Annotated in this window: 28 protein-coding genes and 1 pseudogene; all 29 read left to right on the forward strand. The window is 41.0% G+C overall.

All coding sequences use genetic code 11. The features are described 5' to 3' along the window. A pseudogene (locus tag JI65_RS13285) lies at nt 1-1,358 on the forward strand (hypothetical protein); the annotation flags it as partial. A 14-nt stretch (nt 1,359-1,372) separates the two neighbouring features. Beyond that, complete coding sequence (locus tag JI65_RS13290) at nt 1,373-1,879, forward strand: prepilin peptidase (protein WP_191017494.1); 507 nt, start codon at nt 1,373-1,375, stop codon at nt 1,877-1,879. A 103-nt stretch (nt 1,880-1,982) separates the two neighbouring features. Continuing rightward, entirely contained in the window at nt 1,983-3,032 is a 1,050-nt protein-coding gene (gap, locus tag JI65_RS13295; protein WP_191017496.1) for a type I glyceraldehyde-3-phosphate dehydrogenase, read from the forward strand. Nucleotides 3,033-3,228: 196 nt separating this feature from the next. Then, nucleotides 3,229-4,497 carry a phosphoglycerate kinase gene (locus JI65_RS13300; RefSeq protein ID WP_191017498.1) on the forward strand — a complete coding sequence of 423 codons (1,269 nt, stop codon included), beginning with the start codon at nt 3,229-3,231 and terminating at the stop codon, nt 4,495-4,497. 185 nt (nt 4,498-4,682) lie between these two features. After that, entirely contained in the window at nt 4,683-5,435 is a 753-nt protein-coding gene (gene tpiA / locus JI65_RS13305) for a triose-phosphate isomerase (RefSeq protein WP_191017500.1), read from the forward strand. A gap of 139 nt (nt 5,436-5,574) precedes the next feature. Continuing rightward, nucleotides 5,575-6,048: a preprotein translocase subunit SecG gene (gene secG, locus JI65_RS13310; protein WP_191017502.1), complete on the forward strand. Its 474-nt coding sequence runs from the start codon at nt 5,575-5,577 to the stop codon at nt 6,046-6,048. Nucleotides 6,049-6,075: 27 nt separating this feature from the next. Further along, a complete protein-coding gene (locus JI65_RS13315) occupies nt 6,076-6,543 on the forward strand; it encodes a PTS sugar transporter subunit IIA (RefSeq protein ID WP_191017504.1) in 468 nt (155 codons plus the stop codon). Nucleotides 6,544-6,610: 67 nt separating this feature from the next. Next, nucleotides 6,611-6,919: a hypothetical protein gene (locus tag JI65_RS13320; protein ID WP_191017506.1), complete on the forward strand. Its 309-nt coding sequence runs from the start codon at nt 6,611-6,613 to the stop codon at nt 6,917-6,919. A 10-nt stretch (nt 6,920-6,929) separates the two neighbouring features. Then, nucleotides 6,930-7,952: a V0D/AC39 family V-type ATPase subunit gene (locus JI65_RS13325; protein WP_191017508.1), complete on the forward strand. Its 1,023-nt coding sequence runs from the start codon at nt 6,930-6,932 to the stop codon at nt 7,950-7,952. 28 nt (nt 7,953-7,980) lie between these two features. Continuing rightward, a complete protein-coding gene (locus tag JI65_RS13330; protein WP_191017510.1) occupies nt 7,981-9,975 on the forward strand; it encodes a V-type ATP synthase subunit I in 1,995 nt (664 codons plus the stop codon). Between the two features lie 14 nt (nt 9,976-9,989). Then, on the forward strand, nt 9,990-10,367 hold the full coding sequence (locus JI65_RS13335; RefSeq protein ID WP_191017512.1) for an ATP synthase subunit C: 378 nt from the start codon (nt 9,990-9,992) through the stop codon (nt 10,365-10,367). 30 nt (nt 10,368-10,397) lie between these two features. Then, complete coding sequence (locus JI65_RS13340) at nt 10,398-10,730, forward strand: V-type ATP synthase subunit F (RefSeq protein ID WP_191017514.1); 333 nt, start codon at nt 10,398-10,400, stop codon at nt 10,728-10,730. Between the two features lie 111 nt (nt 10,731-10,841). Next, the gene (locus JI65_RS13345; protein ID WP_191017516.1) at nt 10,842-11,480 is read left to right on the forward strand and encodes a V-type ATP synthase subunit E family protein; all 639 of its coding nucleotides are present in this window, start codon (nt 10,842-10,844) and stop codon (nt 11,478-11,480) included. Next, nucleotides 11,477-13,264, forward strand: a complete 1,788-nt coding sequence (locus tag JI65_RS13350; RefSeq protein ID WP_191017518.1) for a V-type ATP synthase subunit A — start codon at nt 11,477-11,479, stop codon at nt 13,262-13,264. Before JI65_RS13345 ends, JI65_RS13350 begins: the two co-directional genes overlap by 4 nt. Nucleotides 13,265-13,416: 152 nt before the next feature. Then, entirely contained in the window at nt 13,417-14,790 is a 1,374-nt protein-coding gene (locus tag JI65_RS13355) for a V-type ATP synthase subunit B (protein ID WP_191017520.1), read from the forward strand. A 26-nt stretch (nt 14,791-14,816) separates the two neighbouring features. Then, entirely contained in the window at nt 14,817-15,437 is a 621-nt protein-coding gene (locus JI65_RS13360; protein ID WP_191017522.1) for a V-type ATP synthase subunit D, read from the forward strand. Between the two features lie 127 nt (nt 15,438-15,564). After that, a complete protein-coding gene (locus tag JI65_RS13365; RefSeq protein ID WP_191017524.1) occupies nt 15,565-16,068 on the forward strand; it encodes a universal stress protein in 504 nt (167 codons plus the stop codon). 92 nt (nt 16,069-16,160) lie between these two features. Further along, the gene (locus tag JI65_RS13370; protein WP_191017526.1) at nt 16,161-16,769 is read left to right on the forward strand and encodes an FHA domain-containing protein; all 609 of its coding nucleotides are present in this window, start codon (nt 16,161-16,163) and stop codon (nt 16,767-16,769) included. A gap of 31 nt (nt 16,770-16,800) precedes the next feature. Continuing rightward, nucleotides 16,801-17,553: a J domain-containing protein gene (locus JI65_RS13375; RefSeq protein ID WP_191017528.1), complete on the forward strand. Its 753-nt coding sequence runs from the start codon at nt 16,801-16,803 to the stop codon at nt 17,551-17,553. Nucleotides 17,554-17,623: 70 nt separating this feature from the next. After that, entirely contained in the window at nt 17,624-18,394 is a 771-nt protein-coding gene (map, locus tag JI65_RS13380) for a type I methionyl aminopeptidase (protein ID WP_191017530.1), read from the forward strand. Between the two features lie 201 nt (nt 18,395-18,595). After that, complete coding sequence (locus JI65_RS13385; protein WP_191017532.1) at nt 18,596-20,119, forward strand: Do family serine endopeptidase; 1,524 nt, start codon at nt 18,596-18,598, stop codon at nt 20,117-20,119. Between the two features lie 267 nt (nt 20,120-20,386). After that, a complete protein-coding gene (gene rplU, locus JI65_RS13390) occupies nt 20,387-20,698 on the forward strand; it encodes a 50S ribosomal protein L21 (RefSeq protein WP_191017534.1) in 312 nt (103 codons plus the stop codon). 18 nt (nt 20,699-20,716) lie between these two features. Continuing rightward, the gene (locus JI65_RS13395) at nt 20,717-21,088 is read left to right on the forward strand and encodes a ribosomal-processing cysteine protease Prp (RefSeq protein ID WP_277950604.1); all 372 of its coding nucleotides are present in this window, start codon (nt 20,717-20,719) and stop codon (nt 21,086-21,088) included. 100 nt (nt 21,089-21,188) lie between these two features. After that, nucleotides 21,189-21,446 carry a 50S ribosomal protein L27 gene (gene rpmA / locus JI65_RS13400; protein ID WP_191017538.1) on the forward strand — a complete coding sequence of 86 codons (258 nt, stop codon included), beginning with the start codon at nt 21,189-21,191 and terminating at the stop codon, nt 21,444-21,446. A 103-nt stretch (nt 21,447-21,549) separates the two neighbouring features. Then, nucleotides 21,550-22,716, forward strand: a complete 1,167-nt coding sequence (gene obgE / locus JI65_RS13405) for a GTPase ObgE (protein ID WP_191017540.1) — start codon at nt 21,550-21,552, stop codon at nt 22,714-22,716. Then, complete coding sequence (gene nadD, locus JI65_RS13410) at nt 22,713-23,363, forward strand: nicotinate (nicotinamide) nucleotide adenylyltransferase (RefSeq protein ID WP_191017542.1); 651 nt, start codon at nt 22,713-22,715, stop codon at nt 23,361-23,363. The genes obgE and nadD overlap by 4 nt, the downstream gene beginning before the upstream one ends. Further along, nucleotides 23,347-23,937 carry a bis(5'-nucleosyl)-tetraphosphatase (symmetrical) YqeK gene (yqeK, locus tag JI65_RS13415; RefSeq protein ID WP_191017544.1) on the forward strand — a complete coding sequence of 197 codons (591 nt, stop codon included), beginning with the start codon at nt 23,347-23,349 and terminating at the stop codon, nt 23,935-23,937. Before nadD ends, yqeK begins: the two co-directional genes overlap by 17 nt. Further along, nucleotides 23,937-25,157 carry an LCP family protein gene (locus tag JI65_RS13420; protein ID WP_191017546.1) on the forward strand — a complete coding sequence of 407 codons (1,221 nt, stop codon included), beginning with the start codon at nt 23,937-23,939 and terminating at the stop codon, nt 25,155-25,157. The genes yqeK and JI65_RS13420 overlap by 1 nt, the downstream gene beginning before the upstream one ends. A 69-nt stretch (nt 25,158-25,226) precedes the next feature. After that, on the forward strand, nt 25,227-25,598 hold the full coding sequence (rsfS, locus tag JI65_RS13425) for a ribosome silencing factor (RefSeq protein WP_191017548.1): 372 nt from the start codon (nt 25,227-25,229) through the stop codon (nt 25,596-25,598). Nucleotides 25,599-25,652: the final 54 nt, after the last annotated feature.

Below are 25,652 nucleotides of genomic sequence, written 5' to 3' on the forward strand. Positions count from 1 at the left end.
AAGAACTCACCGAAGTCGAAGAGGCCGAGCCTGCGGAAGATGCGGAAGAGCTTTCCGAGGTCGAAGAGGTCGAGCCTGCCGAAGTTGTCGAAGAACTTTCCGATGTTGAAGAAGCCGAACCTGCGGAAGTTGTCGAAGAACTTTCCGAGGTTGAAGAAAACGAGCCTGCGGAAGATGCGGAGGAACTTTCCGAGGACGAAGATGCCGAATCTGCGGAAGATGCAGGAGAACTTTCCGAAATTGAGGAAGCCGAATCAGCCGAAGATGCAGAAGAACTCACCGAAGTCGCAGAAGCCGAGCCTGCCGAAGATGCAGAAGAACTCACCGAGGACGAAGAAGTCGAGCCTGCCGAAGTTGTCGAAGAACTTTCCGAGGTTGAAGAAAACGAGCCTGCGGAAGATGCGGAGGAACATTCCGAGGACGAAGAGGTCGAGCCAGCGGAATTCGAAAAAAGCACAACTCCGACAGTCATTGAAGATTGGACAGAGGATATCAATGAATTGGCGGCGGAGGAAGAACGCGAAGCGGAACCTGATTTCGGAATTGATTTTACGGACAATGCTCGAATAAAAACGGAAATAAATTCTCAAAATTCCTTAATTTTTGATGAAAATTTTAAGAATAATTCAATAGATTTGACTAAAATAAATGAACTCGAAAAAACAACTGGGCATACTGAAGATATTGGGGATAGATCTTCGGTTAATGAACTTGAAACATTAAATGCCGATTTGTCAGATACCGAGAGCCTTGAGACTATTGAGGACGCTGCGCCTGTCGAAGAATTGAACGATACTCCGAAAGAAAACTTGCAGTTCCTCGAGAATTTTGCGCTCCCGGATAACGAAAGTTCCGTAGGTGCAAAAAATTATAATCCAAATGACGATATGGATCTCTCAGAAAAAATCGAATTTAGTTCTCCAGTTCAAAATCCCGATGCCGATAAATTTGATTACAAGGATGTAAGCGAAAATTTCGATGTTGTTGAGCCTGATTTCTCATATCTAGATAAGGACGAACTTATTAAAATCGGGCAGACGGCTGTAGAGACGAGTGAAAAATCACATAACGGTGAGTTAAAAATAAAAGCAGATGATTCTCAAGGGACTTCCCCTGAATTGCAGGAGGTTGCCCCTGTCGAAGAATTGGAGCAACCGGAGGAAAAAATGCCATTCCTTTTTACGACGCTTGGATCAAACAATATGAAAGTAACTGAACTTAGACCTCAGAACGGAGAGAGCGAGAATTCAATCGTTCAGAATCCTGACGGAACTTTCAGAGTCTCAAAAAAATCAGAAGATGGTAATATAAAATTGGACAATGATTTCAAAACTCTCGTTGATTCAGTTTTAAGATAGAATTTGAATAAAAAATGAACACCTTGATTATAGAAACGGTTCTCTATCTTTTATTTGCGTTGCCCGCATCGTTTATTGATGCCCGAAAATTCAGAATTCCTTTCTATTATATTTTAGGCGGAACAATTTTATTTTTCGCATTGATTATTTTTAGGACCGTAAAAATTGTCCCGTTAACAGAAAAACTCTTTTGGGAAAACGTCATGTACATTTTCCTCTCGATGATTTCATCAGCCTTGCTCTTTGGATTTGCACGGCTCCTTTCATCTGGCGGACTCGGCAAGGGGGATATTTTGTTCGCAGTGTTCACCGCCTTGTACTGTCGTTTTTACGAAAATTTGATTGCCGCAGTTTTTGCAGCCCTTTCTGGAATTCTTTTTTATCTTGTCCTAAGAATTTGTCAAAAAAAATTGAAGCGTCAGAACGTCGCTTATCCAGTATTCGCAATTCCTTTTGTGCCTTTTATAACCTTCGGAGCGTTGCTCGACAAATTTCTTTTTCATATTTTGCCTTTTATTTAATAAAAAAGCGTAGATTCTTGATTTCAAAATTGAATTGTTATAGACGTATTAAAAAAATTGTATTATTTTAAACGTATCGTTTTTTATAAGGAGATATTTAATCATGGCAGTTAAAGTTGCTATCAATGGTTTTGGTCGTATTGGCCGCTTGGCATTCCGCCAGATGTTCGGTGCTGAAGGTTATGAAGTTGTTGCTATCAACGACTTGACAAGCCCAAAAATGCTTGCTCACCTCTTGAAGTATGATACAGCACAGGGCGGATACGCTGGTCGCATCGGTGAGGGAAAACACACAGTTGAAGCTCACGATGGAGAAGGCGAGGACAACTACATCGTAGTTGACGGCAAAAAAATCGTTATTTACAAGATTCCAAATGCTGCTGAGCTTCCATGGGGAAAAATCGGCGTAGACGTAGTTCTTGAGTGTACAGGTTTCTACACATCAAAAGAGAAGGCACAGGCTCACATCACTGCTGGTGCTAAAAAGGTTGTAATCTCAGCTCCAGCTGGAAACGACCTCCCAACAATCGTTTACAACGTAAACCACAAAACTCTCAAGAAGGGAGACAATGTTATCTCTGCTGCTTCTTGTACAACAAACTGCTTGGCTCCAATGGCAAAAGCTCTCAACGACGCTTTCCCAATCCAGTCAGGTATCATGGCTACAATCCACGCTTACACTGGAGACCAGATGATTCTCGACGGTCCACAGCGCAAAGGTGACCTCCGCCGCTCACGCGCAGGTGCTCAGAACATCGTTCCAAACTCAACAGGTGCTGCAAAGGCTATCGGTCTTGTAATCCCAGAGTTGAACGGAAAACTCATTGGTTCTGCACAGCGTGTTCCAGTTCCAACAGGATCTACAACAATCCTCACAGCAGTTGTAAAAGGCAACGATGTAACAAAAGAAGCTATCAACGCTGCTATGAAGAAAGCATCTGATCCAGAGACATTCGGATACAACGAGGACGAGATTGTTTCTTCTGACGTTATCGGAATGCGCTTCGGCTCACTCTTCGATGCAACTCAGACAATGGTAACAAAGATTGCTGACGGACTCTTCGAGGTACAGGTTGTTTCTTGGTACGACAACGAGAACAGCTACACATCTCAGATGGTAAGAACAATCAAATACTTCTCAGAAAACTGCTAAGTTTTAATTTGAGTTTATAACATGGCACCAGCTTTACGGCTGGTGCCTTTTTGTTTTTAAATCGTTTTTATTACTAATGTCGTATTTTTGAAAAAAAGCATAGGAAATTTAAAAATCTTTACTTTGATGATTTTATGGTTTATTATTGAAGATAACATATTTGCAATTTTGCAATTTCATTGGAGGAATCTAAAAAATGATTAAGACAGTAAAAGATGTCGATTTAAAAGGCAAAAGAATCGTAATGCGTGTTGATTTCAATGTTCCTATGAAGGACGGCGTTGTTCAGGACGATACACGTATCATGGCTGCTTTGCCAACAATCAAATATATCCTTGAACAGAAACCAAGAAGCCTTGTTTTGATGAGCCACTTGGGAGATCCAAAAAAGGATGTTAAAAAAGCACAGGAAAAAGCTGAGAAGGCTGGAAAAACATGGACTTCTGAAGATGCTGAAAAATTCATCAGCGGCAAAAACCGAATGAAGCCTGTTGTTGATTATTTTGAGAAAAAACTTGGTTCACCTGTAAAATTCCTTCCAGATGCATTGGGACAGAAAGCTGCAATCGACGCACTCCCAGAAGGTGGCGTTGCAATGCTCGAAAATACACGTTTCCACAAAGAAGAAACTTCAAAAGACGCTGCCGAGCGTGATGTTATGGCAAAAGAGCTTGCATCTTACGGAGAAATCTTCGTAAATGACGCGTTCGGAACTGCACACCGTGATCAGGCATCTACTGCATCAATCGCAAAATTTGTAAACACAAAAGTTGGCGGATTCCTCATGGAGAAGGAAGTTAAATATATTCAGCCAATGGTAGAAAATCCTCCAAAACCACAGGTTGCAATTATTGGTGGTGCTAAAGTTTCATCAAAAATTGCTGTTCTTGAGTCACTCCTTAAGAATGCTTCTGCACTCGTTATTGGTGGTGGAATGGCTTACACATTCCTCAAAGCTCAGGGACATAAAGTTGGTATTTCTCTTGTTGAGGACGACTTCCTTGATACTGCAAAAAAACTTCTTGCAGATGCTGCTGCAAAGAACGTAAAAATCGTTCTTCCAGTTGATCATGTAGCTGCTGACAAATTTGATGCTAATGCAGCTGCCGTTGCTGTTGACGGAGTTGATATTCCTGACAATCTTATGGCAATGGATGTTGGTCCAAAAACGATCGAGGCTTACAAAGAAGTTCTCTCAACTGCAAAATCAATCGTTTGGAACGGTCCTGTTGGCGTATTCGAATTCGATGCGTTCGCAAAGGGAACTGAGACCGTTGCACGTCTTGTTGCCGAGGCTACTGGACGTGGTGCAATGACTGTTGTTGGTGGAGGAGATTCTGTTGCAGCTGTAAACAAATTCAACCTCGCTGACAAGATGAGCCATGTTTCAACAGGTGGCGGTGCTTCACTTGAATTCCTTGAAGGAAAAACACTTCCAGGAATCGCTTGTCTCGAAACAAAATAAATTTATAAAAAATCGTCTTGAGATTCTTTTGAGCGATTTTGAATTTTCTTAAAAAACTGTGTCAGCGTCTTTTTTAAGGCGCTGGGGCGGTTTTCTATTTTTGATTTGATTTTTGTATTTTTAACATTAAGTCGAATCAAGAATAGAGATTTTGTCTGCAATAATATAACAAAGGAGTTTTTAATATGCGAACAAAGTACGTTGCTGGTAACTGGAAAATGAATATGGATAAAGCTGGTGCTGTTGCTCTTGCTAGCGAGTTGGTTGAACAGCTTAAAGGTGTTGATAACAAGTTTATGATTGCACCACCATTCGTTTATCTTGATGCAGTTGCTCAAGTTGTAAAAGGTTCTAACATCATTTTGGGAGCGCAGAATATTGCTGCAACTGAGAATGGTGCTCATACAGGTGAATGTTCTGCTGCAATGCTCAAAGATATTGGTGTTGAGACTGTGATTCTTGGTCATAGTGAGCGACGCTATGAATTTTATGAAACTGACAAGCTTATCAATATTAAGGTTCGCATGGCTTTGGAACATGGACTTGATGTTGTTCTTTGTATCGGTGAGCTTTACTCTCATAAAGTTGCTGGCGTAACAGAGGCTGTTTGCGAAATGCAGGTAAAGGGTGGACTCGATGGTTTAACTAAGGAACAGCTTGCACACGTAACAATCGCTTACGAGCCAATTTGGGCGATTGGTACTGGAAAAACACCAACTCCAGAAGAGGCAAATTCAATTCACAAATCAATAAGAGCTTCTATTTCTAATCTGTTTGGTGCTGATGTTGCTGAAAATATTAAGATTCTTTACGGTGGTTCAATGAACGCCAAAAACGGAAAAGATTTGCTTGCTCAGTCAGATATTGATGGAGGTCTTATCGGAGGAGCTTCATTGAAATCTGAGACATTTGTTCCAATTTGCAAGTATACAGTTTAATACATTAAAAAGGCGATTATCTTCCATAGTATTGTTCTTCTTCTTTGTTGACCTTGAATTGATATTAGGGTAGTATAATCGTCTAAAAATACAAATTTTGTTAATGTTAATAAAACTGTTAACGCATATGGAGTAGAAAATGGGTGCTATTGGCGTAGTTCTTTTAGTTGCTTTCGTGGTGATTTGTGTACTGCTGGTTCTTCTTGTTTTGATTCAGGATCAGGACAACAGCGGTATGGGCGGAGTTTTTGGTGGCGGAAATTCTGCAGCATTCGGAGCGCACTCCGCTTCTGTTTTGACTAAGGCTACTACGGTATTTGTTGTTTTGTTTTTAGCTTCAACTTTTGCAATTGCTCTTTTGAACAAAAAGGATGCAGGTTCTGACGCTGCTAAAGTTCAGGAAGTTGTTACGGAAGAAGGATTGAAGGCTGATTCAGCAGCTGCTGCTGATTCTAAATGGTGGAAGAAAAATGCTGATTCGGCTGCGGCAGAGACTGCTGCCGCTGAGACTTCAGAGACTGCAGCTACTGAGACGACAGAGGCAACTGACACAACTGTAGAAACTGTTGAGAATACAGAAACTTCTGCAGAATCTTCTGTTGTAGCAGAGTAAGATAAACCTGATAGGAGGTCGTCTTTTATGGTTCTTGGTGATATTTTCCCTAAAGAAACTATTGTCGCAAATTTGGAAAGTACGGAAAAAGACGAGCTCTTTGAAGAGTTATTGGAAGTTATTCATTCTGCCCGTCCTAATATGGATAGGGCAGAAGCTCTTGAGACTCTCATTGAGCGAGAAACAAAAATGTCTACTGGAATAATGCATGGAGTTGGCATTCCTCATGCTCTCATCGATTCTATGCATGATACCATCGGTGCTATTGGTATAAGTCGCATTGGTATCGATTATGATTCCCTCGACGGAAGTCCTGTGAACATCGTTTTTATGATAATTGGTTCTTCCGGTGATACTGAAAAACATATTCAAATCCTAAAACAACTTGCAACAGTCTTGCAAATTGACAATGTCGTTAATAAGATAATGGCGTGCAATACTGCGTCGGAAATCTTTAAGTGCATAGCAGATTTAGAGGCTGGAGTTCTAAATTAGTACTTGCTTTTTATCAGATTTGGCTTAATATATAAAGTTGAATGTATAAATAGGAAGGAAAATCTGAATGGCTGATAATGAAGTTGCAATCATTAATCATCTTCTTGAAGTAGAACATGCTGCTGAAACAATTTTTATGAATGCCCAAGAAGAGGCTGATAAAAGAATTTCTGATGCAAAGATTTCTGCCGATAAAAGCTTTAAAGAGCAATATGAGCAGATTGTCAGAGAGAATGAGCAGTTGTTTGAAGAACGAAAAAAATCCGTTTCTGAAAAATACGAAACCGAAATACGTGATTATAAAAATAGAATTCTGAATTCTTCGAAAGATACCGAGAAATTTGAATCTCTGTTGGATAATTTGCTTTTTGCATAGGTGGTGAGTAATGGATAGTTCTGCGGCATCATCTTATGTTTATGCAAAAGCAAGCGGACTTCTGTCTAAATCGTTTGTAGGACCACGACTTGTAAAATTGTTTTCTGTAAAGTCACTTAGGGAGCTTTATACACTTCTCTTTGATGATGAAATTCCTGCTGTGCCAGAGTCTATGTTGGCAAAGCAAATAGAAATAAAAGCCGAAAATCGTTTTATTGATCAATATATAAATCTTATCCGAAATTTTTCAAAACCTGCACATATTCTTGTATCGCTCTTACATTTTTATGATTATGATAATTTGAAGGATATTGCAGCTTCTTTAAGTTTGGGAAAAAATGAAAAACCTCAACTGATTGATATAAAAGAATACTCAATGTTGAATTATGGTTTTTGGCCAAATATTTTAAAAATAACTGAGAATTCCAAAATTTCATGGTATAATAAAGTGCCTGAAATTACCGAACAGCAAATTTTTGATTCCAGATTGGATTCTGAATATATTTCTGAACTTTGGGAATCTGTAAAAAAACTTCCTAAGTCAGAAAGAGAACTTGTTTCTGAACTTATCGGATTTGAAATTTCCGTGCAGAATATTCTTTGGGTTATGCGTCTTCGGGTCTATTACAAGATGGAAGCCGAAGAGATAACAGAAAAACTTGCCTATGCCAATAAAGACGATGGTAAGAAAGATATTTTTGCCGGAGAAGCTCTTTCGATTTTAGAAAAGGATACTGGGCTTTGGGATGCTTGGAAAGATTGGAAGTATTCTGAATTCTTGAATCCGCATGAAGAGGCTTCTGTTTGGGAATTAGACCCTTGCTGGGTTGAAAAGGCTTTTAATCGAAAAATTGCAAAACTTGCGTATAAGTCATTTCATAAAAATCCAATGAGCGTTTTGAGCTTGGTTTCTTGGTTCAAAATTAAGCAGAATGAATTGAATTGTATAAGGACTGTTGCGGAAGGTTTGCGACTTGATGTTGAGTCAAATGAATTGATGAATGTTGCTGGAGTGAACGCTTCGGTTTTTTGATTCTTTTATAAAAATGGAGAGTTAATAAATGGCACGAACTACACCAATGCGATTAGTTGAACTGATGGTAATGAGGCAGGATATCAGTTCGATTATTGAATTTATTGGTAAAAAAGGAAATTTTCAGTTTCAGTCAGGATTGTCGTCTACTGATGACAAGTCTAAAGTAAATGCTGATTTTGAGACTTTTAAGGCTCTTCAACAAGCACGTGCTTTTTTAAATGTCGAAGATATAGACGATTCTTTCTTGAATGGCGTTTCGCGTCCTACGGAGGAAGATGCTCGTCTTGTAAAAAATCTTCTTGCCGGTATCGATGAACTTAAAAATAAAGAATTGGAATATGGCGATGAACTGAAGCGTGTGCAAGACGCTAATGATGAGGCTGAGTCTTTTGCAAATCTGAAAATTTCATTTTCAGAACTTGATCATGTTTCATTCTTGTCGTTGAAAATCGGGCGTATTGATCCTTCTACCTTTGATGAATTGAAATTTGCGGTCGGAAATCGTGTTGTTATAGTTCCATTGGGAGCTGATAAGTCAAAAATCCTTGTGGCAACTTCAAAAAAAGCTCGTTTTGCCCTTGATACAGAACTTAAAAAATTTAATTTCGTGAATCTTGAAATTCCTAGCGATTTTAAAGGAATCCCTGACGATGTGCTTGAAAGTTTAAGGGCGCAGCTTGCAGAGGCTAAAAAAACTTATGATTCGCTTGAAGAAGAAAAAAAGAATTTTAAGACGACTCACCAAGAAATTTTGAGGCATTTATTGGCTACTTATTCTGTCGGAAGCCAGATTCTTGATGTGCAGAATGCGCTTGAATCAACGAATCTTGTTTACAGGCTCACAGGTTGGTTCCCGGAAGCTGATACTCATTCGATGATGACAGAATTTGATAAGCTTACGGAAGGCAGAATTGCAATTCGTGTTTATCAGCCTCACGAAATTCCAGCTGTTCTTTCTGGACACGAGAAAGTTCCTGTAAAACTTTCGCACGGAAAAGTCGTTTCGGCTTTTGAGAGAATGATTTTTAGCTACGGTTCGCCTTTGTACGGTTCAATTGACCCGACTCCGTTTGTAGCAGTTTTCTTTACGGTTCTTTTCGGAATCATGTTCGGAGATTTGGGGCAGGGACTTGTATTCCTTCTTATGGGCATTTTGATGGCAAAGAAAGTTTTAAAACTTGGCGGCTGGAACAAGTTTGCTCCGATTTTTATTTGTATCGGTATTTCAAGTTCGATAATGGGATTCTTGGAAGGCGAGTTTTTTGCTAATACGAAAGTGCTGGTTCCGGTGTCTGCGGCTATAAAATCCGCTCTTGGTGTCACGGATCCTCATGAACTTGCAGAGCCATTGTTCAGCCTTGAATTTTGGGCTGCAAAAAATCCTATTGTTCCGATTTTCTTGATTTTTGGAATTACGATTGGATTGGGCTTTGTAATCAACTCGATTGGTTTGATAATAAATTTCTTCAATAAATTGGCGCAACAAAAATACGGCAGTGCTTTTTTTGGAAAGACTGGACTTGCTGGTGCCTTATTTTTCTGGTATGTCATTTTCTTTGCTGTAAGGATTGCTGCTTTTGGTCACTCACCACAAGTTTATGACTGGATTATCATAGGCGTTACGCTTTTCTTCTCTGCTTTTGCGGAACCTTTTGAAAGGCTTGCTGACGGTCACCATCCTGCAATTGAGAACGGGTTGGGGTCTTTAATTATTGGTGGTGTCGTTGAATTAATAGAAGTAATTTCAACTTATCTTTCAAATTCGATAAGCTTTGTTCGTGTCGGGGCATTTGCTTTGGCACATGCGGTTTTGGGCTATATCATTTCTTCAATGGTTGAACTTGCTCCTGGCGCCGCAGGAATAATAATATCTATAATTGGAAATTCTATTGTTATTGTTCTCGAAGGAATGATTGTTGCTATTCAGGTAATTCGACTTCAATACTATGAATTTTTCTCTAAATTCTTCAATGAAACGGGACGTGAATTTAAGCCGTTTACGTTTAAATATAAAAACTAGGTTGAGGTGTTTTTATGAACAAGAAAATTTTGGTAATTGTAGCTGCATTGCTCTCTCTTTGTGTTACAGGTCTTTTTGCTGAGAAAGTGATTGCCACAGTTGGAAATTCTGATTCTCAGAATGTTGAGGCTGTAGCTCCAGCTGGTAATGCTGAATCTGCAGAGGCTGACTCAAAGACAGATTCTAATGCTGTTAAATACATTGCTGCTGCACTTGCTGTTGGTCTTGCTTGTATTGCCGGTGGTCTTGCCGTTGGAAAAATCGGTTCTGCCGCTATGGGTGCTATGAGTGAGAACGCCGAGCTTTCTGGAAAGGCTTTGCCATTCGTAGGTCTTGCAGAAGGTATTTGTCTTTGGGGATTCCTTGTTGCCCTTTTGATTATTATTTTGTAATCGTTCAATAATTATATACAGGATAAAACTTTGGAATACTTTGTAATTGGTGAAAGAGAACTTGTTCTTGCTTTTAAATTGGTAGGTGTTGACGGTTGTGTTGCCGTTAACCGTACTGAAGCTTTGGAGTCTTTTAACAGGATTACAGGCAACGGGGGCGTGGAAGCTGTTCCTGTTGATGAACGCCCAAAAGTTCTTATTCTTACGGAGGATGTTTCGGTAATGCTTGAAAGCGAATTGCTTGATTGGCAAAAAAAAGCCCAATATCCTCTGATTGTTGAAATTCCTGGTCTTCATGGTCATCTTGAGGGAAGAAAGTCCCTTACAGATTCGATTCGTGAAGCCGTGGGAATTAGCGTCTGATTTTTTAATCGGGCTGTATTGTTATTGAGTCTGCTTGAATGATTTTTTTGTTCGCTTTTAAGCTTTTGCAGGCTCAAGTTATAAAAACTTAAAATTTAGAGATTAACTATTATGGAAGAACTTAGATCTACTGAGATTCTCGATAAAGAAATCGAAGCTGATGCACGAAAAAAGGCTGAGAAAATCCTAAAAAACGCTGACAATGAATGCGAAAGAATTCTTGCCGACGTAAAAAATCGTGTGAATGAGGCGTCGAAACAGAAGTCTTCTCTTTATAAGTCAAAAATCGATCAATTTGAGAAAAACGTAGATGCGTCTCTTCCTCTCGAAAAGGAACGATTTTTAGTAAAGTTCTATGCGGATTCTGTTTCCTCAGCTTTGAACGACTATCTGAAAAAAATCGGTCTTGAAAAAAGGCTTTCTTTGCTTGAAAAATCAATTGAAAAGAAATCTGAGATTTTGGATAAGTCTAAAAAATTTACGGCTTATGTTTTTGGAATTTCTTTGGAGAGCGCCAAAACTCTTTTGAGCAAGAAAAACATTGATACTGATTCTGTGGTGGAAGTTACTTTTGAAAAGTCTGGTGAAGAATTTACAGCCGGTAATGACTTCCATGAGGGAATTATTCTTGAAAGTGATGATAAAGTTATGCGAATTCGCCTGACGATTGACCAGGTGATTCGTGAACTTGAAGATAAATACAGCAATGAGCTTGCCTCAGCATTGTTTGGAGGAAAGTTGCCAGAATGAGTTCAGTAAATTCAAATAAAACTGTTGAAGGTAAAATTACCAGAATCAGTGGACCTATCGTTTATGCGGAGGGACTTGAGTCTTGCGGTCTTTACGATGTTGTTGATGTTGGTGAAAAACGAATTATTGGCGAGATAATCAGGCAGAATGCTGGAAATGCCACAATTCAGGTTTACGAAGACGATACTGGAATGAAGATTGGCGAAAAAGTTGTTTCTAACGGTCGCCCGCTTTCTCTTCGTCTTGGTCCTGGGCTTGTAGGGACTATTTATGATGGAATTCAGCGTCCATTGGAAGCAATGTACAAGAATTCTGGTGCGTTCCTGATTCCTGGTGAGCGCACGGAGCCTATTGATATTTCTAAAAAATGGAAATTTGATGTTTGTGAAGGAATTTCTGAAGGATGTTCTATAAAGCCTGGTATGGTTCTTGGAACAGTTCAGGAAACTGCGTCTATTCTTCATAAAATAATGGTGCCACCACAGATAAAAGGTAAAAAACTCAAGACTTTTTATGGAGCTGGTGAGTACACCGTTGATGAGGTGATTGGTTTTACAGACCTTGATGAGGAAATTAAGCTTTCTCATTATTGGCCGCTCCGAAAACCTCGTCCGTTTGCTCAGAAACTTACTGTGAGCGAGCCTTTGGTTACTGGACAGCGTGTAATCGACGTTTTCTTTCCGCTTTCGAAGGGCGGGACGGCGGCGATTCCTGGCGGATTCGGTACTGGAAAGACTATGACTCAGCACGCGATTGCAAAATGGTGCGACGCTGATTTGATTGTCTACATTGGTTGCGGAGAGCGCGGAAATGAGATGACTGACGTTTTGACAGAATTTCCGACGTTGATCGACCCTCGAACTGGACGTTCGTTAATGGAGCGAACGATTCTTATTGCGAACACTTCGAACATGCCAGTTGCGGCTCGTGAGGTTTCTCTTTACTCTGGAATCACTTTGGCGGAATATTACCGCGATATGGGAATGCATGTTGCGATTATGGCGGATTCAACTTCCCGTTGGGCGGAGGCTTTGCGAGAGCTTTCTGGTCGAATGGAAGAAATGCCTGCCGAAGAAGGATTCCCGGCTTACTTGCCGACCCGGCTTGCAGAATTTTATGAGCGGGCAGGGCGCGTAACTTCGCTTTGCGGGCAGAAAGGTTCTGTCAGTGTTATTGGTGCGGTTTCGCCACCAGGCGGTGACTTTTCTGAACCTGTTACCCAGCATACAAAGCGTTTTATCCGATGCTTCTGGGCTTTGGACAGAGAACTTGCGAATGCAAGACATTATCCTGCTATTGGTTGGATTGACAGCTATTCTGAATATGCGGATGAGATTCGTGAATGGTGGGATCGGCTTGATCCTCGATGGGCTGAGATAAGACTTTCTGCGTTGGAGTTGCTCAAAAATGAACAGCGTCTTTTGCAGATTGTACGTTTGGTTGGTCCGGACGCAATTCCTGATGACAGACGGATCGTTCTTGTCGTTGCGGAGATGATTAAAAACGGATTCTTACAGCAGAATGCTTTTGATGCGGTTGACGTTTATTCTGTTCCTGAAAAGCAGATTCAGATACTTTTGTTGATTATGAACTTTTATAAGCGCGGGCTTGCGGTTATAAAAGCTGGTGCTCCTCTTTCTAAGGTTGCGACGTTGCCTGTAAAAGACGAGATTGTTCGATTAAAGTCTTCTGTTCCGAATGACAAGCTAGAAATGATTGGCGAAGTTCAGAACCGACTTGACGAACAGATGAGCAATCTTGAGAGGTTGTACAAGTCGGCTTAATTTTGGTTGACTTATTCGGGGGCGTTGCGGGGGTGTCCCCCGCAGAGAGGGTAGCGGACAAGACAACGAAGTTGGCTTGGGAGCGAGGGAGAGACTTCTCCCTCCTGCATTTTTGATTTTAATGGACTTTCGCTCTTGCAAAGGATGTGTGAATGAAAGGTGTTGAATATAAAGGTTTGTCTTCGGTTGACGGTCCGATTATTGTAGTAAAACGACACGAGAATATTTTTTACAATGAAATTGTTTATGTTCGTGACCGTTTTGGCGAGAAAAAAACTGGTCGTGTAATCGATTTGAATAACGACACGGCGATTGTTCAAATTTTTGGTTCTACGACGGGACTTGATTTGAATGAGTCTACTGTTGAATTTCTTGAGGTTCCGATGGAACTTCGTGTAGGCGAAGGGCTTCTCGGGCGAATTTTCAATGGTCTTGGAGAGCCGATTGACGGGCTTCCACCGATTGTTTCGAGCAAAAAAATTGACGTTAACGGAATGCCGATAAACCCGTTTGCCCGCGTTTATCCGAGGGATTTTATTCAGACGGGAATTTCTTCGATTGACGGAATGAACACGCTGATTCGTGGTCAGAAACTTCCGATTTTTTCTGGAAACGGTCTTCCGCATAATAAGTTGGCGGCGCAAATTATTCGTCAGGCAAAAATTTTGAATTCTGATGAGCAGTTCGTAATGGTTTTTGCAGGCATGGGTATTAAGTATGACCAAGCTCAGTTCTTCGTAAAATCATTCGAGGAATCTGGTGTTCTTTCTAAGGTTGTAATGTTCCAGAGTCTTGCGGACGCGCCTTCGATTGAGCGAATTATTACTCCTCGTTGTGCTCTTACGGCGGCTGAGTATTTGGCTTACGAAAAAAATATGCACGTTCTTGTCGTAATGACCGACATGACGAATTATTGCGAGGCTTTGCGCGAGATTTCTACTACGCGCGGCGAAGTTCCTGGACGAAAGGGATATCCTGGTTATTTGTATTCGAACCTTGCAGAATTGTATGAGCGTGCTGGAAAAATAAAGGGCGCGACAGGTTCTATAACTCAGATTCCTATTCTTTCGATGCCGAACGATGATATTTCGCATCCGATTCCAGACTTGACTGGTTATATTACGGAGGGGCAGATTGTTCTTGACCGCGAGCTTAGCCAAAAGGGCGTTTATCCGCCTGTATCTGGACTTCCGAGCCTTAGTCGCTTGATGAAGGATGGTATTGGTGCTGGCATGACCCGCGAAGACCATGCTGCCGTTTCTGCCCAGCTTTTTGCGGCTTACTCAAAAGTAAAGTCAATTCGAAATCTTGCGGCGATTATCGGCGAGGAAGAGCTTGGTGCGGAAGATAAAATGTACATGAAATTCGGCGATGCGCTTGAATCTCAGTTCTTTACTCAGGGTGAGTACGAAAACCGTTCGATTGAAGAGACTCTTGATCTTGGATGGAAACTTTTGAAGCTTCTTCCTGAGAATGAGTTGTACCGAATCAAACCTGAGCTTATTGCTAAGTACATGCCGAAATAAAATCGATTTGGGGTTAGAATCTGCTTATGGCAAAGTTGAACATTGCTCCTACAAAATCAAATCTTCTCGCGGTAAAAGAGCAGCTTGCTGTTGCGGTTGACGGTTACGATCTTCTTGAGCAGAAGCGAGAGATTCTTGTAATGGAGCTTATGCACATGATTGAGAAGGTTAGGCTTCTTGAGGTTGAAATTGAAAAGACCATCAATTCAGCTTATCCTGCTCTCAAAAATATGTTGCTCACTGTCGGTGGTGACCGTGTTGAGCATATTGCCCATTCGATAAAATATGATTTTAAAATGAAAGAAAAGTCGCTTACGGCTGGCGGAATGAGCTTTAAGTCGATTGAGGTTCAAATTCCTAAGCAGCAACTTTTCTATTCATATCTCGGAACTTTTGCGAATTCCGACAAAGTTACTGTGGAATTCTTTAAGCTTTTGAGTTTGCTTACGGAACTTGCTTCTATAAGGACTGTCGTTTGGCGGCTTGCAGGCGAGGTTAAGAAAACTCAAAGACGCGTTAATGCTCTCGACAAAATGATTATCCCTCAAAACAGGGAGACTAAGAATTACATAGAGAGCGTTCTTGAGGAGCGTGACCGAGAGAATGTGTTCGTCTTAAAATCTTTGAAAAACCGAAAGAGTAAGTGATAGAGTTTTGTTGGGCGTGGTTGTTTTGCTTCGCCTGGCAGAGTTTTTATAAGGGAGCATCGAAAAACTTCACTTTTTCTAGGTGCCCATAAATTTATCCTAAGTAAAAATGTTTGGGAGGTGGCGTGTGATTAAACCTCTTTTGGAAAGAATTCTTGTTGCAGTGAATGGTTCTGAGCAATCTATGCGGGCGGCGATGTACGCGATAATGCTTGCTAAGCAATATAATTGCATGTTGAAGGCTATATATGTCGTTGACACAGCAACTCTAAAGCAGCTTACGATGAGTAAATTTTTCGTTGCCGAGGAAAGCGAGCGTTATGAGAAGAGTCTTAATTCCGAGGGAAATCGCTATCTTTCGCATGTTTGCCAGCTTGCCGAAAAAAAAGGCGTGCTTATGGAGACTGAACTGAAAAAAGGTGCGGTTTGGTCCCAGATTATAAGTGCGGCCGATGAGTACGAAGCGAATGTTATTGTTCTTGGTGGAAAAAAGTCTGATTCCGGTTCGTTCCGTTCATCTTTTAGACATGACAAGCTTTCTGCAACGAATAGCGAAATTGTCGCAAATTCAAATTGCAATGTTTTGATTGTTCATCAAGACAAAATTGAAAAAATGTTCGAACTTCTGTAACATTTTTTGCGACTGAAAAATTTTGGTGATGATGGAAATAGAGAACTCAACATTAGACCTTATAATAGAAACGCTTCATGCGGTTGTAAAAAATGACACGCTTGAAATTTTACAAAAAAGAAAATAAAAAAAGTCTCATTGCGTTTGTAAAGGAGTTTGTTCCTTACGACAATGTGGCTCTTGCCTTGCTTTTAAAGCTTATAAACGAAGGAATACTTGAACAATTTTGCTTTTATAAGGAAACTGTGACAGAGGATTTTTTGAATACTGTCGCAAAATCTCAGCGAAAAATCCGGAAGAAGATTTCTTCATCAACTGAAGTGCAAGATTTGATTTTCTGGCGGATTTCTGATTTTTTTGAGGAAAACTTAAAAAACAGCTCGCAGCAGATTCTTAATCAAATGAAAAAGTCTGAGCGAACTTATCTTCTTATAAATGGAGAGAAAACTTATTTTGCCGGACGAATTGTAATTGGCAGATGCTCCGATTGCGATGTCGTGATAAAAAATTCGACTGTCAGCCGGCATCATGCACTCATTCAGCAATCTGGTGAATTTTTTTTGTTGCATGATTTGCACAGCAAAAATCGTACTGTTTTGAACAGACAGGTTTTGTCGCCGAATCGTTATGTTTCGTTGAATTCTGGAGATTCGATCCGTCTTGGCGACGTTACAATCTATTTTGTACAGGATGGCGAGTAAGCTTTTCTCGTCGTTCAAAGGTGAATGATTAATGGAAGATCCATATAAAGTTCTTGGGGTGCGTCCCGATTCTACGGCGGCGGAAATTAAGCGGGCTTACCGTCTGAAGGCAAAACTTTTGCATCCAGACGTGTCCAATGCCGAATCCACTGAAAAATTCAGGGAGCTTGTGCGTGCATACGAAATCCTTTCTGACGCAAAGCAGCGTTCTATTTTTGATGAGTCGTTTTTTATACGTCGTGGTTCAAAAGCTTACCGTTCCACTTCATCTTTCGATTATCGAAAGTGGCTTGAGACTCGCACTGATGAAGAAAGTCGTTCCAAGCTGATTTTTTTTGATTTGATGCACAATCGCGAGGACGATGCCGTAAGTGAATTCAAAAAAATGAGTATGAATCATGCCGGGTTCCGTCTTGCGAGATGGTTTACCCGCGAGGATTTTATGGATTATGGTTTTATCCTTGCCGAAGAGCTGGTTTTTAGGCAGGAATACTACGATGCCTTCGTGCTTTTGGAGCAGATAATTCGCATGGAATACAGTTATTCGTATTTTAGGCATTTCTTTCCTGAAGTTCTTGATTTGGCACGGCTTGTCCTTAAAAATCATCTTGAGGGCAAAGTTGACGACGAACTTGCGCTTGATTCTTGGGAGCGTGCGCTGGAGCTTGGGTTCGGAAATTCTGACGACGCGATTTTTCTTCAGAAGATGGCTGCGGCATACCGGCGTCTTGGGGACGAAAGAACTGCGCGAATTTGCGAAGAGGAATCGGCTCGTTTAAAGTGATTTGTATAAATCTTGTAAAAGTTCTATCATCTTTTAGAAACAGTAAATAATTTTCCTTGGAGATATAAAGATGATTCGTTTAAAGAATGAAAAAGAAATTGATGGAATCAGAAAATCTTGCCATGCACTTGCGGATTTGTTCAGGTTTGTAATTCCGCAGGTAAAAGTTGGAATGAGCACAAAAGAGATTGATGACCTTTGTTTAAAATTTATGAAGAGCGTCGGCGGTACACCTGCATGGTATAGAGAAGATTTTCCGGGTGCTGCTTGCATTAGCATCAATAATGAAGTGATTCATGGTATTCCTTCAAAAAAAAGAATTATTCACGACGGGGATATCGTATCGCTTGATATCGGTATCGACCTTGACGGATACATTTCAGACTCAACTCATACCGTAATGGTAGGAAATGTAAAGCCTGAAATCCGAAAACTCGTAAAAGCGACACGCGAGAGCCTTGTTGCAGGAATCGAAGCCTGTGTTGCAGGAAAAAGGATTCGTGACATTTCGAATGCTGTGAACAATGTTGCGAATGTAAAATATGGTTACGGCGTTGTTTACGATTACTGTGGTCATGGAGTTGGTCTTGACGTTCACGAAGACCCTAGCGTTCCGAATGCACCTTGCAGCGGTCCGAATCCACGTCTTCAGCCTGGAATGGTCCTTGCAATCGAACCGATGATAAATCTTGGCGTGCCTGACGTAGAACTTGCAAAAGACGGTTGGACTGTTCTTACGGCCGATGGAAAGCCTAGTTGCCACGAGGAACACACTGTAGCGATTTTTGAAGACCACACGGAAGTGCTTACGCAGTGCGACGGACTTCCTGACTGGGCATAGAGTCTCTAGGCCGTTTGGGGCAATTTGCCTCCATAAAATAAGACTTTTCTTATAATCAGATTTTCGTGTAACTAAATGAATTCCAGTTGTTTTTTTTAGTGTAATTCAAAACAATTAGAATCGTTCAAATTTGACGAAAATCTTTTATTTTTGTAGATTTCTTGTAGATTTCTTAAAGATAAAATGGAGGCATTATTATATATGAAAAAATGGACTAAACGTGTTTTAGGAGCAGCCGCTGCCGGTGCTCTTGCTTTTACTTTTGTTTCGCTTTCTTGTGCCCGTGTCGAAGTTCGGGGCACTGCTGATACAGCTTTTGCGGAGACGGTGGATTCTTCAAAACAGACACCTGCCGTTTCGATTCCGCGGGAAGCTCTGAGTGTTGTTGAAGCTTTGCAGACTTCATTCAGGTCTATAAGTACGGGAGTTCTTCCTTCTGTTGTCGAAATTGATGTTACCGAGAAAACTACTGTTACGACAGCTACACCATTTGATGATTTTCCGTTCTGGTTTTTCGGAAATCCGAACCAGGATGATTCAAGCAGAAATAAAGGGCGTACAAGGGAACGCGTTCAGCAGGGGCTTGGTTCTGGTGTAATCGTAAGACGAACTGGAAATACAGTTTATGTTCTTACAAATAATCACGTTGCCGGCAAGGCGACTGACATCAAAGTAAAGTTGAATGACGGTCAGGAATTTGACGGAAAATTAGTTGGTGCTGATGAGCGACAGGATATTGCTCTTGTTTCTTTTGAGGCTAAATCTGATTCAACTATCATTGTTGCCACACTCGGTGACAGTGACAAAGTTCAGACAGGTGATATTTGTCTTGCGATGGGTGCGCCTCTTGGCTACAGTCAGTCTGTAACTCAGGGAATCGTAAGTGCTACAGGCCGAAGCGGAACTCAGATTGGAAACATGAATGATTTTATTCAGACTGACGCCGCGATTAATCAGGGAAATTCTGGCGGTCCGCTCGTGAATATTTATGGCGAAGTAATCGGAATCAATACATGGATTGCGTCATCTTCTGGCGGTAGTGTTGGTCTTGGTTTTGCAATGCCGATTAACAGTGTTAAAAAGGCAATCGATGATTTTATTTCGAAAGGAAAGATTACTTATGGTTGGCTCGGAATCTCCTTGCTTGAACTTCCTGAGTCACATCTCGAAGAGCTTGGCCTAAAAAATCAGAAAGGTGCTTTTGCTTCGCAAGTGTTCATGGATTCACCTGCTGCGAAAGGTGGAATGCAGGCCGGAGACTTCATTATCGAATTGAACGGAAAGACTATAAAAGGTCAGTCTGAACTTATGCGCGAGGTTGGTTACCTTCCTGCAAACAAAGATGCCGTATTTAAGGTGATTCGCGCAGGAAAAACTTTGACGCTCACCGTAAAAATCGAGGAACGCGGAGAAAAATCTGGTGCTGACAATTCAAAACTTTGGCCAGGATTCATGGTTTCTCCTTTGACCGATGAGATTAAAAAGGAACTTGAAATTACGGACAGCAACGTAAAAGGTGTGGCTGTTTCAAACGTAATGGAAAAATCTCCTGCAGCCGCTTTGCGAATTCAGAACGGTGATGTTATTACTGCTGTTAACGACAAAAAAGTAAGAAACTTAAAAGAATTCTATGAAGCTCTTGATTTGACAAATACAAAAGAAATTTGGTTTGACGTTTACAACGGCGGCCACACAATATCAACAGGACATTATAAGCTCAATTAGCCTTGTAAACTTGGGCTTATAATTAACATAGAAATATCTAAAAAATGTTTTCTTCATACGTCTGAATCTGAAAAGATTCTAGAAACTCCTTTTTTGACCAGTCAAAGTTTTTGGCTGGTCAATTTTTTTACAGTTGATATTATTTTGAAAGAATTTTTGTGTGTCCGTTGACTAAATAGTCTGAAATTTGATAATATTTACTACTCAAATTTATATTTTTAGTCGTTAGAGTTCCCGTTACACTTTGCGGCGGTTAAGAGGTTTAAGATGTACGCACTTTTTGAATACAAAGGCAAACAGTACAAAGCTGAAAAAGATGCTCTTATTCAGGTTGACAAAATCGATGCTGAAAAGGGTGCATCTATCGAGATTGATTCAGTTCTTCTCGTAAGCAATGAGGGTAATGTAAAAGTAGGTGCACCATACGTAAGCGGTGCAAAAGTAAAGGTTGTTGTTGAAGACAGCATCCGTGATAGAAAAGTTCTTGTTTTCAAGTACAAGGCAAAGAAAGACTATCACAGACTTATCGGACACCGACAGGAATACACAAACGTTCGTGTTCAGGACATCATCGGCTAAAATCCTTTTTTTTGCTAAGTGATTTCAGTTACACTTACCTATGGCAAAAACGGCGTGTTGAAAAATTGTAAAGCTAACGGACATGCTGATTTTTCTAAGAAAGGATTTGATATCGTTTGTTCTGCGGTGACGGTGTTGCTAAGGACTGCGGCTCAGCTTCTTTCACATATGGAAAATGTTACTTTTATGGCTGATGCATCTTCCAGGGGGCAGCTTTTTTTTGAGATTTGCCCGAAAATTGATATTCTGGGAGATACTAAGGAATCTTTGGAGACAAAGGTTCGTTTGAAGTGCATTGCGGATTTTATTCAGAATGGTATCTGTTCCATTCAAGATGAATATCCTGAAAATGTGCGCCTAAAATTGGTAACGCTGGCAGTTGACGATTAGTTTTCTGCTGTTGCCAAAATAATATTAAACAAACTTTTAAGTTTACAAGAATTAGCGCAGCTAGAAATGTTTTACTTGTTGCGTGACTCGGAGGCATAAAATGGGACGCAGTAAAGGTGGTAGCGGCGCAAAAAACGGCCGTGATTCAAACCCAAAAAGCTTGGGCGTTAAAGTATATGCTGGACAGACTGTATCAGCAGGTTCAATCATCATTAAACAGCGTGGAACAAAAATCTTCCCTGGCGAGAATGTAGCTAGAGCAGGTGACGACGGTTTGTTTGCAACAGCAGACGGCGTTGTAAGATTCTACGAGAGAAACAATAGAAAATATGCTGGTGTAACACCGGTTGAAGCATAAGACTTCTTTTGTTGTTCTTGTTTAACTTTAATTGATGAATTAAAAACCCGGATGCAGTTTTCTGTTTCCGGGTTTTTTGTTTTTTCTTAAAATAGGAAGGATTATGAAACAATTTGCTGATGAGGCAATTATTGAGGTTACGTCTGGAAAAGGTGGAAATGGTTGTGTTTCGTTTCGCCGTGAAAAATATATTCCGATGGGCGGACCGAACGGTGGAGACGGCGGAAAAGGCGGAGATGTTGTTTTTTGCGTAAAGAGAAATCTTCGTACTCTCGCAGACCTACGTTTTAAAAGATTTTTTAAGGCGAAAAACGGTGGCGACGGAATGGGCTGGAATCGCTACGGAAAGGACGGCGAGGATATTGTAATTCCTGTTCCTCCAGGAACTGCGATTCGTGACGCAGAGACTAAAGAACTCATAAAAGATTTTACGACCGAGGATGACGGTTCTCAGTTTGTTTTTTTGAAAGGCGGAAATGGCGGTTGGGGAAACGTTCACTTTAAGTCGTCAACGAATCAGGCTCCGAGAAAGGCTAATCCTGGAAAGCCTGGTGAATATCGTAAACTTCTTCTTGAGCTGAGTATTATGGCTGATGTTGGTCTTGTTGGTTTTCCGAACGCAGGAAAATCTTCTTTGCTCGATGCATTCACTAATGCACGCCCGAAGATTGCGCCATATCCGTTTACGACAAAAATCCCGAATTTGGGAGTTCTTCGTGCCGATGCAGACAGAGACATCATCATTGCGGATATTCCTGGAATCATTGAGGGGGCTAGCGAGGGCGCAGGGCTTGGAATCAGATTTTTGAAGCATATTTCTCGCACGGCGGGGCTTTTGTTTATGATTGACTGCTCTGACGAATCTGCCATTACAGCCTACGAAACTCTTTGCGCTGAGCTTGAAGGCTTCTCTAAGGATTTGCTGGACAAACCTCACATTGTTTTGTGCAATAAGATTGACGTTGAGGGCGCACAGGAAATCGCTGAGGCGGTGAGCGAAAAAATAAAGAAAACTGAACCTGAGACTGTCGTTATTCCTGTTTCGGTTATGAACAGAATTGGAATGGATGACGTTCGCAAGGCTCTTTTGCACTTGGTTTCTTCGATGAACGGGAACGGAGACGGTACTTTTAATTCCAACGGTGAGAAAATTTCTGACGGAAGTTTCCTTACATCAAAAAAGAAGGCTTCAAGCCTGAATCCTGAGTTCCTTGCGACTCGTTCAATTGATGAAGATATGGAAGTTCAGTTTCCGGGGCAGGAAAATTGAAAATAGCGATTTTGGGCGGAAGTTTTAATCCGATTCATATTGGGCACATGGTTCTTGCGGATTCTGTTTGCACCCAACTGGGCTACGACAGGGTTCTTTTTGTGCCGACTTACAAACCGCCGCACAAAGAACTTTCGGTGAACGTGTCTTCGGACGACCGTTTTGGAATGGTTCTTGCCGCTGTAAAAAATGACGAGCGGTTCGGTGCGGAGTCCTGCGAAATTGACCGTGGCGGAGTTTCTTACACTTGGGATACGGTGTGTTTTGTTGAGGACAAATACAAACGGAATTTAACGGGAAAAATTGGCGTAATCATTGGCGAGGACTTGATTGCCGATTATCACAAATGGGAACATGCGGAGGAACTTGCGGAAAAAGCCGATTTGATTTTGGCCTGCCGGCCAAGCGAGGACGCAGATGACCCATTTTCGAACAGGGCGATTGGCGAATATGCCAAAAAAGATGATTGTGTCGTGACCCGCGAAACTTTTCCGTATCCGCACAAAATCGTGGAAAATCCTTTTTTAAAAATTTCCTCGACAGAAATTCGGCGGAAAATTGCAGAAAAAGGTGCATGGCGTTATCTTGTAACCGACGGGGTTTTTGAATATATTAAACGAAGGAATCTTTATGGCTTTACAGAATAATGATGTTGAAAATCCCCTTTTTGAACGAATCAGGGGATATGCAGAAAAAAATCTTTCGAAATCAAGATATGAACATTCTATGCGAACAGCACAGACGGCTGCGGAGCTTTGCCGTTTGTACGGGCTTCCTGATTCTTTAGGCTGGATTTCCGGAATCGCACATGATATTTGCAAGGAAATCCCGGCTGATAAAATGATTGCTCTTGCGAAACGCGACGGAAACGTCATTTCGCAATTGGAACTGGATAAGCCTGCGCTTCTGCACGGGCGGGCCGCTGCCATAAAAGTTCAGGATGAATTCGGTATTTCTGACAAAAATATAATCGACGCGATTGCGAACCACACTTTGGGAGCCGTCGGTTTGTGCGATTTGGGGAAAATTTTATTCGTGGCGGATAAAATCGAGCCAGGAAGACCTCAATCAACGGAAGAATATAGAAAGAATCTGTATTCAAAGTCCCTTAACGGAATCACGCTTGCTGTGTTGGACGAAAATATTGAATATTTAAAAAGCAAAGGAAAGACAGCTGCGCCTGTTTCGATTGAGTTTGCGGAGCAACTGAGGAATTTGTGATGAAGCATCGAAGATTTGGCAGAAATAACGGTTTTGTTGTTCTTTTTTTTATGATTGCGTTGCTTGTGACTGTAACGGTTGTCATTGCGGTCCGTATGCGTGTTGATAAAGTTGAAGTCAATATGCGCGGTGACAGCGTAATTAAAACGCTTTTCGTCATGGAAGGCGAGGACGAGGTTCTTTTTACCGACCTTTTTATTTTTTATCCGCAGTCCCGAAAAGGCGCGCTCATAAACATTCGTGGCGATATTGGCGCGATTTTTAAGAGTCTTGGTCGAGTTGACCGAATTGATACGATTTATAAAGAAAAAGGAATCGATGTTTACAAAAGTGAGATTGAAAATCTTGTCGGTCAGTCAATTCCGTTTTATGTCGTTCTGAAAATGAAAAATTTCGGTGAGCTTACGGATATGCTTAGCGGCCTGGACGTTTTTATTCCGACGCCGGTTGATGTTCAGCTTGACGGACATGACGAGCGTTGGCTTTTGCCGAACGGAAACGTGACTCTTGACGGAGAAAAAATTCGGACTTACCTTACGTACAGGCAGTCGAGCGATGAGTCCGAGGTTGACATTAACGAGCGTCGTCAAAAAGTCATGGTCGCTCTGCTTACGGCAATCGGAAAAAAAAGCAGTATGCTTGCTGACAAAAAGTCTTTCGAGCTTGTGAGCCAGCGAATGGAATCTAATCTTGAGCTGAATGATTTTTATAATTATATTTCGGTAATTTCGACTCTTGATTCTGAAAAGCTCAAGCCACAGTCGATTTTGGGTTCTGCCCGAACAATCGGAAATCAGACTTTGTGGTTCCCGCTGTATGATGGTCAGATTGTAAAAGATATCGTGAACCAGGCGGCGAACAGACTTATTTCGCTCGAAGGTGCTGGCGAAAACCGAGTTTACGCGTTGAACGTTCTTAACGGAACTTCGAATCAGGGACTTGCAAGCCGTACGGCGACGCTCTTCCGCTCCGCAGGTTATGATATTGTAAATACAAAAAATGCCCGAAAATCCTCTTCCGAGGATTCTGAGTATGAAAATACGCTTATCATCGATCACATCGGTGATGCCGAAGCTGCAAAGAATCTTGGTGATTTTATTAATTGCAAAAATATTGTTGATGAAAATGATGAGCAGGCATTTGACTACGTTAGCAATGATTCGACCGTAGATTTTACGGTTATTCTTGGAAAAGATTTTACCGGGCGAATCGTTCGTTAAAATTTCGGCGCTCGAAGATGTTTTGAGTTGCCTTGTATTTGTTGATATGATTTATTTGGAGGATAAATTATGAGTGATTCTATTGAAAATAAAGTTGAAAAAACAGCTAAAGAAAAGGCTTTGGAAATCGCACAGATTCTTGAAGACGGAAAAGGCGAGGACGTAAGAGTTATAGACGTTTCAGAGCTTAACAGCTGGACGGATTTCTTTGTAATCTGCACGATTCACAGTTCTGCGCATTGGCAAGGTCTTGCAAAGCAAATAAAAGATTATGTAAAAGATTCTGACATGCAGATTCATGTGACACACAGAAAAAGTCCTGACGGCGATGATTGGAACCTGATTGATATCGGTTCTGTAGTTGTTCACCTTATGTCAAAAGATGCACGTGAATTCTATGAACTTGAGAAACTTTGGCACGCTGGAAAAGTTTTAAAGTAATTTGAGATGATTTTGAATCAATTTTAAGAATAAAAAAAACGGTGACCGAAAAAT

The sequence above is a fragment of the Treponema zioleckii genome (assembly GCF_014737315.1).
In the GTDB taxonomy this organism is placed as follows: domain Bacteria; phylum Spirochaetota; class Spirochaetia; order Treponematales; family Treponemataceae; genus Treponema_D; species Treponema_D zioleckii.